Genomic DNA, 13,567 nt, shown 5'->3' with positions numbered 1-13,567 from the left:
TGCTGTGATGCAAATCTGCTGCTCCGCAAATCTGCTGTGATGCAAATCTGCGGAGTCAACGTGTGCTGCCCGGTGCATCAGCGGTGCCTGCGCTGCCCGTCCGCTGCCCTGCATCGTCGGCGTCAGTCGGCCACGAACCACCACAGCGTCGTCTCGCCGTAGTCTTTTCGCCGATCGAGGGTGAGACCCGCGGGAAGCAGCGGCGCGGGTGACCTCGACGTGCGCTCGACCACCACTGTGCCGCTCGACTCGACGTGATGAACAAGCCGGTGCAGGGTGTCGGCCAGCTCCGCCTCGCCGAGATCGTACGGCGGGTCGACGAACACGATGTCGTAGCGCGCCGGCGACGTGCCGAGAAACGCCGTGACCGCCTGGGCGGCGACCGTGATGCGCGGCCTGGTCGCCTTCGACGCGGCCGCAGCCGAGTGGATGATCGTTCCGTTGGCCCGGGCGACCCGCGCCGCCGCGGGGCTCTTCTCCACCAGGGTCACCTCGGCGGCCCCCCTGCTCGCCGCTTCGAGCCCCAGGGCGCCCGAGCCGGCGTAGAGGTCGAGCACGGCCGACCCGGTGATGAGGTCGCGCGACTGCAGGGCCGAGAAGATCGCCTCGCGCACGCGGTCGCTGGTGGGTCGGGTGCCGGCCGAGGGCACCGCGAGGCGTTGGGAGCCGGCGAATCCGGCGATGATGCGGGTCATAGCTGAATGGTAGCGAGGCGTTGTGCACAGGTGGCAGAACTCTCCACAGGCCTTCGTCACGAGGGCCGGGCTGTCGCCTCCGAAGCCTAGAATCGGGCGTATGACCCCGCCAGACGAAGCCGCCGCGCAGGCCGCCGCCCGCGGTTCGTCGCGCACCACCGCCGACGACCGCGCGGCGCGCGAGCTCACCGCCGACGAACGGCGTGCGAACCTCGGCACAGGGTCGCCGCTCGACGACAGAGTGTCGGGCATCCTCGGCGGACGAACGGCGGGCGCCCTGCAGAAGGCGTTCGGCATCACGACGGTAGGCGACATGCTGGGGCACTATCCCCGTCGGTACGCGCGGCGGGGCGAGCTCACAGCGCTCGGCGAGCTGCCGCTGAACGAGACCGTCACGATCGTGGCCGAGATTCGAAAGGTGACCGAGCGGTCGATGAAGGCACGGCGGGGGTCGATACTCGAAGTGTCGATTTCTGACGGCCGGGGCATCCTGAGCCTGACGTTCTTCAACCAGGCGTGGCGGGCGCGCGAGCTGCGGCCCGGACTGCGCGGCATCTTCGCGGGCAAGGTGTCGGAGTACCGGGGTGCTCTGCAGCTCGCCCACCCCGACTACCAGCTGTTCGACGAACTCGACCTGCTCGAACTCGACGGCAGTGTGTCTGACCAGGCGAAGAAGTGGGCGGAGTCGCCGATTCCGATCTATCCGGCGAGCGGCACCATGTCGAGCTGGCAGATCCAGGCGGCAATGGGCATCGTGCTCGAGGCGGTGGGGCCGATCGGCGACCCCGTGCCCGAAGCGGTGCGGGCCGAGCGCGGCCTCATCGATTTCGGCACCGCGCTGAGGCTCATCCACCAGCCGCAGCGAGACAGCGACTATCTGAAGGCGCGGTCGGCGCTGAAGTACCAGGAGGCCCTCGTGCTGCAGACGGCCCTGTTGCAGCAGCGGCAGGCCGCGCACGCCCAGGCGGCGGCACCCCGCGTGCCGAAGCCGGGCGGCTACCTCGACCGCTTCGACCGGGCGCTCGCGTTCACCCTCACGGGCGACCAGCAGCTGGTCGGCAGCGAGATCGCGGCCGACCTGGCGAAGTCTGAGCCGATGAACCGGCTGGTGCAGGGCGAGGTCGGCTCGGGCAAGACGCTCGTGGCCCTGCGCGCCATGCTGGCCGTGGCCGACTCGGGCGGCCAGTCCGCGCTGCTCGCGCCCACCGAGGTGCTCGCCGCCCAGCACCTGCGGTCGATCGTGCGGGTGCTCGGCCCCGACCTCTCGGCCGAGCTCATGCCCACTCTGCACACCGGCCAGCTGCCCGTCGCGGTGCGCCGCAAGGCACTGCTGCGCATGGTGTCGGGGCAGGCGAAGATCGTCATCGGCACGCACGCGCTGCTCAGCGATGCGGTGCAGTTCTACGACCTCGGCCTCGTCGTGGTCGACGAGCAGCACCGCTTCGGCGTCGAACAGCGCGAGGCGCTGCGGCTGAAGGGAGCCCTGCCGCCGCACGTTCTGGTGCTCACGGCCACGCCGATTCCGCGCACGGTGGCGATGACCGTGTTCGGCGACCTCGATATCAGCACCATCACCGAACTGCCTGCCGGGCGCCAGGGCATCTCGAGCTTCGTCGTTCCGCTCGCCGAGAAGCCCGGCTGGGTGGGCCGCATCTGGCAGCGCACGGCCGAAGAACTCGACAAGGGGCGCCAGGCCTTCTTCGTCTGCCCGGCCATCGAGCCGAGCGTCTCCGAACCGGCCGACAGCCTCGAGGCCGACGACATGGATGCCCGGCCGGCCCCGAAGGGCAAGGCCGGCGCAGCCGCACCGCCGGCTGCCGCGGGCGAGTCGCCCCCGCGCCCGATGGCCACCGTCGCCGCCGTGCTCGCCGAGGCCCGCGCCCGGCCCGAGCTGGCCGGCCGCCGCATCGAACCGTTGCACGGCCGCATGAGCGCCGAAGAGAAAGACCAGACGATGCAGGCCTACGCGGCCGGCGAGATCGACGTGCTCGTGGCCACCACGGTCATCGAGGTCGGTGTCGACGTGCCGAACGCCTCGACGATGGTGGTGATGGATGCAGATCGGTTCGGCGTCTCGCAGCTGCACCAGCTGCGCGGCCGGGTCGGGCGCGGCGGCGTGCCGGGGCTCTGCCTGCTCGTCACCTACGCCGAAGCCGACTCGCTCGCCCGCGAGCGGGTCGACGCCGTCGCCTCCACCCTCGACGGCTTCGAGCTGGCGCAGATCGACCTCGAGCTGCGCCGCGAGGGCGACGTGCTCGGCAGCACCCAGTCGGGCGGTCGCTCGTCGCTGCGCCTGCTGCGGGTGGTGGCCGACGGTGAGCTCATCGGTGAGGCTCGGCAGGCGGCGGCAGAGGTGCTCGCAGACGACGCGGCGCTCGCCGGGCATCCGGAGCTGCGTGATGCGCTCGCCCGGCGGCTCGACGAGAGCGACCGTGCGTTCCTGGCCAAAAGCTGAGCTTGGTAGCCTGAAGGCATGAACACCATCGCTGTCGTACCCGGATCGTTCGACCCGGTCACGCTCGGGCACATCGACGTGATCGCGCGCGCGGCCGGCATCTTCGACGAAGTGCACGTGGTCGTGGTGCACAATCCCGACAAGTCGGCGCTGCTGCCGATCGCGCAGCGGGTGTCGCTCATCCAGCAGGCCATCGTCGACGGCGGGGTCACGGGCAACGTGGTCGTCACGTCATGGAGTATGGGGCTGCTCGTCGACTACTGCGAAGAGGTCGGGGCGAAGGTGCTGGTGAAGGGCATCCGCTCGCAGGTCGACGTGGCGTACGAGACGCCGATGGCGATCGTCAACCGCAACCTGGCGGGCGTCGAGACGATCTTTCTGCTGCCAGACCCGGCCCATGCTCACGTCTCGAGTTCGCTGGTGCGTCAGGTGGCCGGTCTCGGGGGCGATGTGGCTCCCTACGTGCCGAAGGCCGTCGCCGAGTTTCTGGCCAGTCACGAGTGACCCCGGGGCGGGCCGCCTGACCGAGGTGGCAGGATTGAGGTATGTCAGACCTCACCATCGGTTACGCCGCCATGCTCGAGCAGTTCCATCCGTCAGAGGCCGTTGCGCTGAGCGCCCTGGCCGAACAGCACGGCTTCAGCGGTGTGATGGCGGCCGACCACTACCAGCCGTGGGTTCCGCAGCAGGGGCAGGCGTCGTTCGTCTGGAACGTTCTGACCGCCGTGGGCGAGCGAACGAAAGGCGATTTCGGGCCGGGCGTGACGGCGCCGACGTTCCGCTGGCACCCGGCGATGGTCGCCCAGGCCAGCGCCACGATGGCCGCCATGTACCCCGGGCGGCACTGGCTCGGGCTCGGGTCGGGTGAGGCGCTCAACGAGCACATCGTCGGCCAGTACTGGCCCGAGACTCCCGAACGCATCAACCGGATGTTCGAGGCCATCGACATCATCAACAAACTGTTCACCGCCTCGCTCGCGGGCAAAGACGTCAAGCACCGGGGCGAGTTCTACAAGCTCGAGTCGACCCGCCTGTGGACCATGCCCGAGGTTGCGCCCGAAATCCTCGTGGCGACCGCCGGCCCGGTGACGGCGAAGCGCGCCGGGCGGCACACCGACGGCCTCATCACCGTCGGTGCCCCGCTCGAGAAGATCGCAGGGCTCTTCGCGAAGTTCGACGAGGGCGCTCGCGAGGCGGGCAAAGACCCTTCGACCATGCCGAAGGTGCTTCAGCTGCACATGTCGTGGGCCCCCACCGACGAGGAAGCGCTGACCAACGCCATGGTCGAATGGCCCAACGGCGGCATGAAGTTTCCGAAGGCCGACATTCGTTCGCCGTTCGAGTTCGAGCAGATGGCGAAGCTCGTTCGGCCGGAAGACTTCGAGGGCCGCATGGTGATCTCGAGCGACCCCGATGCGCACCGCGAGTACATCCAGCGCTTCATCGACCTCGGCTTCGACCGGGTCTACCTGCACAACGTCGGCCGCAACCAGGCCGAGTGGATCGAGGTCTTCGGCCGCGACGTGCTGCCGAAGCTCCATCGCTGACGTGCGGGTGGGCGACCAGGCACCGGGCGGCGCGATGCGCGCCGGCGTGACGGCGGGTGAGCTGCCGGGCGCTCAGCCCGGCCTGAGCGTGTATGCCGTCGGCGGCATGGGCGAGATCTCGGCCGGCGATCGGCTCGGGGTGCTGATCGGCGACGCCCTCGGTGAGAGCGCAATCACGCCCATCGACGGTGACATCCTCGTCGTGACCAGCAAGATCGTTTCGAAGGCCGAGGGCCGGTCGGTGCGGGCGGATGATCGTGAAGACGCCATCACGGCCGAGACTGTTCGCGTGGTGGCCACCCGCGCCCATCCCGGCGGAGTGACCCGCATCGTCGAGAACCGTCAGGGCATCGTGCAGGCGGCCGCCGGCGTCGACGCGAGCAACACCCCGGCCGGAACCGTGCTGCTGCTGCCCGTCGACCCCGATGCGTCGGCGCGAGCGCTGGCGGCCGAACTGCGTGCGCGGTTCGGCGTGAGGCTGGGCATCCTCGTCTCTGACACGCTCGGTCGCGCGTGGCGCGAAGGGCAGACCGACGCCGCGATCGGGGCGGCCGGGGTGTCGGTCGTCGACGACCTGCGTGGCGGCGTCGACGCGTTCGGGCAGCGCCTCGAGGTCACCCAGATCGCCGTCGCCGATGAGATCGCGGCCGCGGCCGACCTCGTGAAGGGCAAGGCGACCGGTGTTCCGGTGGCCCTCGTGCGCGGCCTCGGGCGCTTCGTGGTCGAGACGCTCGACACTCCGGCGCGCGCGTTGAACCGCACGGGACCGACCGACATGTTCCGCCTCGGCACCGACGAGGCCCTCGCCGAGGGTCGCGCCGCCGGCTACGCCGAGGGCCTTGCCACCGGGCGCGGCGTCACACCCTTCGACGGGCGCACGTGACCGACTGGATCGTCGTCGTTCCGGTCAAGGGGTCGACGGCGTCGAAGACACGCCTCGCCGACTTCCCACTCAGCCCCGTCGAGCGGCGGCGCCTGGCGCTCGCCTTCGCTCTCGACACCGTGGGCGCCATCGCTGCGGTTGCGGATGTTCGGCAGCTCGTCGTCGTCACGAGCGACCCCGAGGCGGCCTCCGCGCTCGCCGGGCTCGGGGCGCAGATCGTGCCCGATCCGGGCGACGGACTCAACGCGGCCATAGCCGCAGGGCTCGAGCGGGCGCGGCGCACACACCCCGACAGCGCTGTGGCCGTGATCACCGCCGACCTGCCGACGCTCGCCACGCGCGATGTGGCTGAGGCGCTCGAGCTGGCCGCCGGGCATCCCACCGCCTTCGTCGCCGACGCCGACGGCACCGGAACCACCACCATCACAGCCCAGCCACACGCCGCGCTCACGCCGGCCTTCGGCCCAGGTTCGGCCGCGCGCCACGTCGGCCTCGGCATGACCTCCCTCGCCCTGCCCGAAGGCTCCACCCTGCGCCGCGACGTCGATACCCCCGCCGACCTCGAGCGCGCCCTGCGCCAGGGCGTCGGCCCACACACGGCCCGAGCCCTCGCGCACCCGGTGGCCTGACGCCCCCTCGCGCACCCCGTGCCCTGACGCCCCGCCGGCGCGTCAGTCGAGCAGGCGCACGCGGCGCGACGCGAGCGGCGACCGCGGTGGCAGCTCGTGGGCGGCGGCGTTGTACCTGAGGCGCGGCGGCGCGGCCGTGAACCCCTCGAGCCAGCGCTCGCTCGACACCCCCACCGGGAACGCCGTGATCAGGTGCGCCGTCTCGGCCAGCACGATCTCATAGACGACCGCCCCGACGACCGCGTCGCGCGGCCCTACGAAGGTCGCGCGGGCGATCTCCTCGCGCTCCTCGCCGGCGAACTCGTCGACGACGACCCGTGTGTCGGCCGCCGCACGGGAGCCTGTCAGCGCCGCGGTGACGAACTGCAGCAGGCCCACCTCGCCGTCCGGCGACGCCAACGCCGTGACGAACGCACCGTCGGGCAGCCCCAGTGCGTGTGAAAGGTCGGTGCCGATCCAGCGCTCACGTTTGAGTCCATACGGGGTCGAGACGGTCGACAGCAGGTATCCGTAGACGTGCAGCAGGCCGGCGTTGCCGAGGGGCCACCGTGCCTCGATGCCCGCCGCGTCGTGCAGAGACTCGAAGAGGGCACGGCCGATGACCGGTTGCTGCAGGTTCTCGTCGACCACGGTCGACAGCCCCCAGCGCGCGAACGCCCCGGCAGCCCTGTCGCGCCCGAGGCTCGTCATCAGCTCGGGGAGGTTCTGCGCGAGCATCCGCCCCACCTCGGCTCTCGACTTCGCGCTGACCTCAGCGTCGACCCCGCCCGCGCCCTCTGCCGCCGCAGCCTCCACGCCCGCCGCGGCGACGGATGCCCGCATCACCCGCTCGATGAAGTCCCCGTTTTCGGCCACGCCCCATGCTAGGCCGCGGTCGCCCCCGCTCAGACGGTGAGCCCGGCCGCCTCCGCCAGCGCCGCCGCCGCCAGCGCGGTCGTGGCCTCGACCGAGTTCATCCACAGCGGAACCGCCGCCACCCGCAGCCCGGCCTCCTCGAGCCCTGCCACCAGCGCGGCATCGCTCTCGTCGACCAGCCAGGCGTCGAGCAGCCCGCCCGAGTCGCGCGCCCCATAGTGCAGCGCCACCGCATCGGCCGCCGTCTCGACACCGATCGCGCTGAGGCAGGCGTGCGCCATGCCACGCACCGCCGACCCCGAGATGATCGGCGAGACCCCGACCACGGGCGCACCTGTCTCGACGAGGGCGTCACGGATGCCCGGCACAGCCACGATCGTATCGATCGACACCACCGGATTCGACGGCGCGAACAGCACCACATCGGCGCCCAGAATGGCTTGCACGACCCCCGGCGCGGCGACGGCCGACGCGAGACCGCGCTGCTCGAACCGCAGGGCGGTCAACCCGGCGCGGTAGTGCACCCACCACTCCTCGAAGTGCATGGAGCGTTCGCCACCCGGCTGCTCGGGGTCTGCCACGACCACGTGCGTCTCGACCGACTGGTCGCTCATCGGCAGCAGGCGCACTCCCAGGTTCCATCGCGCGCAGAGCCGCGCCGTCACCTCGCTCAGCGTGAGACCCTCGCGCAGCAGGTGCGAGCGGGTGATGTGCGTGCCCAGGTCGAGGTCGCCGAGCGTGAACCACGGCCATCCCACCCCGTATTCGGTGAGTTCCGCGCTGACGCGTTCAGACTCGCCCACCCGCCCCCACCCGCGCACCTCGTCGTTGGCGCCGCCGAGCGTGTACATGATCGAGTCGAGGTCGGGGCACACGCGCAGCCCGGTGAGCCAGACGTCGTCACCCGTGTTGACGACCACGGTGACCTCGCTCGCCGTGCCGCCGAACCCGTCGGGGTCGACCTGTCGCAGGTGCGCGCGCAGCCCGCGCAGAAACTTCGCGCCGCCGACGCCGCCGGCCAGTACCGTTATCTTCACCCGTCCATCCTCACACCTCGGGGCGGCCCCTCAGCGCAGGTGAGCGTAGGTCAGCGCAGGTCAGCGCAGCGCGGGCAGCCGCGACGCCACCTCGACGAGCACCTCTTCGCGGCCGGCGTAGATGCCTTCGGCCCGGGGCCAGTGGCTGATGATGTCGGTGAAACCGAGAACGGATGCCCGCCCCACCAGCTCCTCGAACGCCCCCACGCTCTCGAGCGAGTACTGTCCGCCCGAGTCGAGCGAGAGGTAGCGGTCGATCGATCGCGGGTCGCGTCCGGCCGCGTCGGCCGCCTCGTCGAGCCGGATACTCAGCCGCTCAACCGCATCCCACCACTCGTCGCCCGTCGCGCCGTCGGCGCCGGTCGTGACCCACCCGTCGGCCAGCCTGCTGACCAGCGCGAGCCCCTTCACACCGTTTGCGGCGAGCACGAACGGCACCCGCGGCTGCTGCGCCGGGCGGCCCACCATACGCGCCTCGTGCGCCGTGAACCAGGTTCCGGCGCGGCTGATACCGGGCCCCCCGGCCCGCGGCTCGAACCGCAGCAGTTCGTCGAGCAGCTCGACGAATTCGGTGAACCGTTCGTGTCGCTCGCGGGGCGTCAGCTCGGCCTGGCCGAGCACGAACGAGTCGAATCCGGTGCCGCCCGACCCCACGCCGAGAGTGAACCGGCCGGCCGAGATGTCGTCGAGCGTCGCGATTTCTTTGGCGAAGGGAACCGGATGCCTGAAATTCGGCGACGACACGAACGTGCCGAGGCGAATGGTGGAGGTGACCGTCGCGGCGGCCGTCAGCGTGGGAACCGTCGCGCCCCACGGCTCGTCGGCGAGCGAACGCCACGAGAGGTGGTCGTAGGTCCAGGCGTGATCGAAGCCCAGCGTCTCCGCCTCGACCCATTTGCGTCTCCCGATGTTCCACGAGTCCTGCGGCAGTATGACGATTCCGAAGCGCATGCCCAGAGTCTAAGCTCGCCGCGCTCGGCCTCGCTCGGCCTCGCTCGGCTCCGCCTCGCTCCGCCGCGCTCCGCCGCGCTCGCTCCATCCCGCTCACCATGCTCGTCACGCTCGCCATGATCGCCTCGCTCCGACAGTGGCGCTCAGGCGCGCGACGCCGCCGCCAGCAGCGCCGCCACCTCGTCGAAGTCTCCGCGTACGAGCCCGGCCGTGACGCGAATCGCCTGCGGATGCTCGGCCCCCGCCGCGCCGCCCCCGCCGCCGTCTCCTCCGTCCGGGAGAGCCCGACCCGCACCGCCTCCACCCGCGCCGGCTCCACCACTGCCGCCACTGCTGTCTTGGCCGCCAACTCCGCCATCGCCGCCCATGCTGTCCCGGCTGCCGCCTCCGCCAACGCCGCCCGTCCCGGCTCGGCCGCCGCCTCGGCCCATGCTGTTCCGGCCGCCGGTTCCACCCGCGCCACGCGTGTCGTCCCAGGCGCCGCGGGAGCCCTCGCCCTCGGCCCCCACCGCGCGCGCCTGAAACGGAGTGCCTGCCGCAACCCGCATGCCGCTCGCCGCGAGCAGCACGATCGCCGCGCGCTCGTCGGCCACGGGCATCCACAGGTTGATGCCGTCGGGCACCCACAGGCCCGCCGACGCGCCGCCGCCATCGCCACCGCCGCCATCGCCACCGCCACCGCCGCCATCGCCACCGCCGACACCGCCCGCGCCGCCACCACCCGCACTGCTGCGGCCGCCCGCGCCGCCATCAACCGCGCCACCGCTCGCGGCGCCGCCACCGACCGCACCCGCGGCGAACCTCCACCCCGTGCCGACCCCCTGGCGCGCCAGCGCCTCCGCCAGCGCCACCTGCCGCCCGTGGTACGTCTCGCGCGCCGCCGCCACTTGCGCCACCGACGCCGGCGCCGAGAGCAGCTCGTACAGAATGACCTGCAGCATGCGCGAGGTCCAGCCGGGGCCGAGCATGCGGCGCGCGACGACCCGGTCGACGAGGGCGGCCGGCCCGGCGAGGGCCCCGATGCGCAGGTCAGGCCCGTGCGACTTCGCGAAGCTGCGGATGTGCAGCGTGCGATGCGGCAGCCACGCACCGAGGCTCGTCGCACCCACCGTGCTGATCTCGCCCGAGTGGTCGTCTTCGATGATCACGGGGTCGGTGAGGTGCGAGTGCGCACGCAGCACCCGCACCAGCTCGCGCGCCCGCTGCTCGGTCATCGACGCGCCCGTCGGGTTCTGCGCCCGCGTCTGCAGGATGATCGCGGCCGGGTTCGAGCGCAGAGCGAAGGCCAGGGCATCCGGAACCATACCGTGCTCGTCGATCGCCACAGGCACGCGTTCGGCGCCGTTCTGCTCGAGCAGGTCGAGAAAGGGCGGAAACGTCGGATCTTCGACGATCACCCGGTCGCCGTACCGCAGCACCACGTCGAGCGACCGTGAGACGGCGTCGAGGGCTCCGTCGGTGATCGTCAGAGCCTCAGGCGGGTAGGGCCAGGATGCCCGCAGGTAACGTTCCAGTTCGGGGAGCACGCGCCCTGCCAGGTAGCTCGAGGTGTCGGCGCGAGCCGGTACGCGGGCGAGTGCCGCCCCGAGGTCGGGCAGCAGTTCGGCGTCGGGCGTGCCGGCCGACAGGTCGAGGCGGGCCTCGACGTGCGAGCCGGCGAGCTCGGCGAAGTGGGCGGGCATCCACGTCGTGCCGGCCTGCAGCACGAAACTGCCGGCCCGGCCGCGCGAGGTGATGAGGCCGACGCCGGCGAGGGCCTGCCACGCGTTCGACACGGTCGCCGGACTCACGCCCAGGGCCGCGGCGAGTTCGCGAACCGTCGGCAGGCGTTCGCCCGACTCGATCTGGCCGGTGCGGATGAGGCGGGAGACCGCCGCCGCAATGGCCTCGGGCGTCTTCTTCTCCACAGCCCCCGCTATGAGGTCGATCATGCACACCTCTCGCGTTTTTCGGGATCGGGCTGTCTTGACTTATTTACGATGGGGTCACAGGCTGAAACACAAGAGAAATGTTCACAAAGAATAATAACAAAAACGGCTTCGAAAGGAACAGGCACCATGACGGTCATCAGGGCAGCGATCACACAGACCACCTGGACGGGCGACAAAGAGTCGATGCTCGACAAGCACGAGCAGTTCGCGCGTGACGCCGCCGCCGAGGGCGCGCAGGTGATCTGCTTCCAAGAGCTGTTCTACGGCCCGTACTTCGGCATCACCGAAGACAAGAAGTACTACCGCTACGCCGAGCCTGCCGACGGCCCCATCGTGCAGCGTTTCGCCGCCCTGGCGAAAGAGCTGAACATCGTGATGATCCTGCCCATCTACGAAGAAGACATCACGGGCGTCTACTACAACACCGCCGTCATCGTCGAAGCCGACGGCACCGTTCTCGGCAAGTACCGCAAACACCACATTCCGAACCTCGACCGCTTCTGGGAGAAGTTCTACTTCCGCCCCGGCAACGGCGGCTACCCGGTCTTCACCACCTCGGTCGGCAAGATCGGCCTGTACATCTGCTACGACCGGCACTTTCCCGAAGGGTGGCGCGAGCTGGGCCTGAACGGCGCGCACATGGTCTTCAACCCCAACGCCACCAAGCCCGGCCTGTCGAACCGGCTGTGGGAGGTCGAGGGCCCCGCGGCGGCCGTCGCCAACGGCTACTTCGTGCTGCAGCCCAACCGGGTCGGCCGCGAAGACAACGAGTACGGCGAACTCGCCGTCGACTTCTACGGCACCAGCCAGGTCATCGACCCTCGGGGCAACTTCGTCGGCGAGCGTGGCTCCGGCAGCGACGAGGAGATTCTGATTCGCGATCTCGACCTCGACATGGTTCAGCAGATGCGTGACGACTGGCAGTTCTACCGCGACCGCCGGCCGGAGTCGTACACGGCCATCCCGCAGCCGTAGCCCTGTCGCGCTGGTTGAGTAGGCCCGAAGGGCCGTATCGAAACCCGCACCATCGAAGCCATAAGATCTCGACAAGCTCGATCGGCGAATATCGAAGGAAATTGATCGATGAAGACTCTCATAACGAACGGAACCGTGGTGAACGCCACGGGAACAGCCCAGGCCGACGTGCTGATCGACGGCGAGACCATCGCCGCCGTGCTGGCGCCCGGGTCGGCCCTGCTCGGGTTCGACGTCGCGGGCAGCGTCGACACCGTGATCGATGCGCGGGGAAAGTACGTCATCCCGGGCGGCATCGACGCCCACACCCACATGGAGATGCCGTTCGGCGGCACCTTCGCCAGCGACACGTTCGAGACGGGCACACGTGCGGCGGCGTGGGGCGGCACCACGAGCATCGTCGACTTCGTGGTGCAGTACGCGGGCGAGAACATCCTCGACCAGTACAACCTGTGGCACGAGAAGGCGGCAGGCAACTGCGCCGTCGACTACGGCTTTCACCAGATCCTCTCCGACGTGCAAGACAGCTCCCTCACCGCAATGGATGAACTGCTGAACGAGGGCGTCTCGAGTTTCAAGCTCTTCATGGCCTACAAGGGCGTTTTTCTCAGCGACGACGGCCAGATCGTCAAGGCGATGCAGCGGGCCAGCGAGAACGGCAGCCTGATGATGATGCACGCCGAGAACGGCAGCGTCATCGACGTGCTCGTGCAGCAGTCGATCGCTCGAGGCGACACCACCCCCTACTTCCACGGCACCACCCGGCCGTGGCAGGCCGAGGAGGAGGCGACGCACCGCGCGATCATGCTGGCGAACCTCACGGGTGCGCCGCTGTACATCGTGCACGTCAGCGCGAAGCAGGCGGTCGAGCAGATCGCTCTGGCGCGCGACAAGGGCCAGAACGTGTTCGCGGAGACCTGCCCGCAGTATCTCTACCTCTCGCTCGAAGAGCAGCTGGGGGCATCCAGTGCCGAGTGGGGCGACTTCGAGGGCGCGAAGTGGGTGTGCTCAACGCCGCTGCGGTCGCGCGCCGAGGGCCACCAGCACCACATGTGGCAGGGCCTTCGCACGAACGACCTGCAGGTCATCTCGACCGACCACTGCCCCTTCTGTATGAAGGGCCAGAAAGATATGGGCATCGCCGACTTCTCGAAGATCCCCAACGGCATCGGCTCTGTCGAGCACCGCATGGACCTCATCTACCAGGGTGTTGTGATGGGCGAGATCACGCTGCCGCGCTGGGTCGAGCTCACGTCGACCACACCGGCTCGCATGTTCGGCATGTACGGCAAGAAAGGCGTCATCCAGCCCGGCGCCGACGGCGACGTGGTCATCTACGACCCGAACGGCCACACCTCGATCGGCATGGGCGAGGGCAAGAAGAACCATATGAACATGGACTACGCAGCCTGGGAGGGGTTCGAGATCGATGGCCACGTCGACACGGTCATCTCGCGCGGAAAGGTCATCGTCGACGACAACCAGTACCTCGGTACCAAGGGCGACGGCCGGTACTTCAAGCGCGGCCTCAGCCAGTACCTGATCTGACCTCGGTTTCGATCATGCTCCGCTACTCGCCGGTCGAGTAGGGCGAAGCCCGTATCGAACC

12 protein-coding genes are annotated in these 13,567 nt (G+C 70.0%); 7 read left to right on the top strand and 5 right to left on the bottom strand.

Features of this window, described 5'->3' with window-relative positions; genetic code table 11:
* Positions 1–122: 122 nt before the first annotated feature.
* The gene (gene rsmD / locus V3W46_RS09980; RefSeq protein WP_331782956.1) at positions 123–695 is read right to left on the bottom strand and encodes a 16S rRNA (guanine(966)-N(2))-methyltransferase RsmD; all 573 of its coding nucleotides are present in this window, start codon (positions 693–695) and stop codon (positions 123–125) included.
* 100 nt (positions 696–795) lie between these two features.
* Here rsmD and V3W46_RS09975 point away from each other — a divergent pair, with 100 nt between their 5' ends.
* Genes V3W46_RS09975 through cofC form a run of 5 tightly spaced genes read left to right on the top strand, consistent with a single transcriptional unit; the run spans position 796 to position 6,209 of the window.
* On the top strand, positions 796–3,150 hold the full coding sequence (locus V3W46_RS09975) for an ATP-dependent DNA helicase RecG (protein WP_331782955.1): 2,355 nt from the start codon (positions 796–798) through the stop codon (positions 3,148–3,150).
* Between the two features lie 18 nt (positions 3,151–3,168).
* Entirely contained in the window at positions 3,169–3,654 is a 486-nt protein-coding gene (gene coaD, locus V3W46_RS09970; RefSeq protein ID WP_331782954.1) for a pantetheine-phosphate adenylyltransferase, read from the top strand.
* A 41-nt stretch (positions 3,655–3,695) separates the two neighbouring features.
* Positions 3,696–4,697, top strand: a complete 1,002-nt coding sequence (locus V3W46_RS09965) for a TIGR03557 family F420-dependent LLM class oxidoreductase (protein WP_331782953.1) — start codon at positions 3,696–3,698, stop codon at positions 4,695–4,697.
* A gap of 34 nt (positions 4,698–4,731) precedes the next feature.
* A complete protein-coding gene (gene cofE / locus V3W46_RS09960) occupies positions 4,732–5,580 on the top strand; it encodes a coenzyme F420-0:L-glutamate ligase (protein ID WP_331783075.1) in 849 nt (282 codons plus the stop codon).
* Positions 5,577–6,209 (top strand): 2-phospho-L-lactate guanylyltransferase, encoded by a 633-nt coding sequence (cofC, locus tag V3W46_RS09955; RefSeq protein ID WP_331782952.1) that lies wholly within the window; start codon positions 5,577–5,579, stop codon positions 6,207–6,209. The genes cofE and cofC overlap by 4 nt, the downstream gene beginning before the upstream one ends.
* Positions 6,210–6,251: 42 nt before the next feature.
* Here the strand turns inward: cofC and V3W46_RS09950 are convergent, their stop codons facing one another.
* The 4 genes from V3W46_RS09950 to V3W46_RS09935 form a co-directional block, all read right to left on the bottom strand.
* On the bottom strand, positions 6,252–7,064 hold the full coding sequence (locus tag V3W46_RS09950) for an amino acid deaminase (RefSeq protein WP_331782951.1): 813 nt from the start codon (positions 7,062–7,064) through the stop codon (positions 6,252–6,254).
* 29 nt (positions 7,065–7,093) lie between these two features.
* Positions 7,094–8,101 (bottom strand): 2-phospho-L-lactate transferase, encoded by a 1,008-nt coding sequence (gene cofD / locus V3W46_RS09945; RefSeq protein ID WP_331782950.1) that lies wholly within the window; start codon positions 8,099–8,101, stop codon positions 7,094–7,096.
* Between the two features lie 60 nt (positions 8,102–8,161).
* A complete protein-coding gene (locus V3W46_RS09940; RefSeq protein WP_331782949.1) occupies positions 8,162–9,052 on the bottom strand; it encodes an LLM class flavin-dependent oxidoreductase in 891 nt (296 codons plus the stop codon).
* Positions 9,053–9,195: 143 nt separating this feature from the next.
* Positions 9,196–10,983, bottom strand: a complete 1,788-nt coding sequence (locus V3W46_RS09935) for an aminotransferase-like domain-containing protein (RefSeq protein WP_331782948.1) — start codon at positions 10,981–10,983, stop codon at positions 9,196–9,198.
* A 126-nt stretch (positions 10,984–11,109) separates the two neighbouring features.
* On the opposite strand from V3W46_RS09935, the gene V3W46_RS09930 reads away from it, so the two are divergent.
* Together V3W46_RS09930 and hydA are read left to right on the top strand one after the other, a co-directional pair.
* Entirely contained in the window at positions 11,110–11,958 is an 849-nt protein-coding gene (locus tag V3W46_RS09930) for a nitrilase-related carbon-nitrogen hydrolase (RefSeq protein ID WP_331782947.1), read from the top strand.
* 108 nt (positions 11,959–12,066) lie between these two features.
* Positions 12,067–13,506: a dihydropyrimidinase gene (hydA, locus tag V3W46_RS09925; RefSeq protein ID WP_331782946.1), complete on the top strand. Its 1,440-nt coding sequence runs from the start codon at positions 12,067–12,069 to the stop codon at positions 13,504–13,506.
* Positions 13,507–13,567: the final 61 nt, after the last annotated feature.

The organism is Subtercola sp. YIM 133946 (genome assembly GCF_036553535.1).
GTDB lineage: Bacteria > Actinomycetota > Actinomycetes > Actinomycetales > Microbacteriaceae > Subtercola.
Note: the sequence above shows the minus strand (reverse complement) of the source record. Positions and strands in the feature narration are given on the sequence as shown.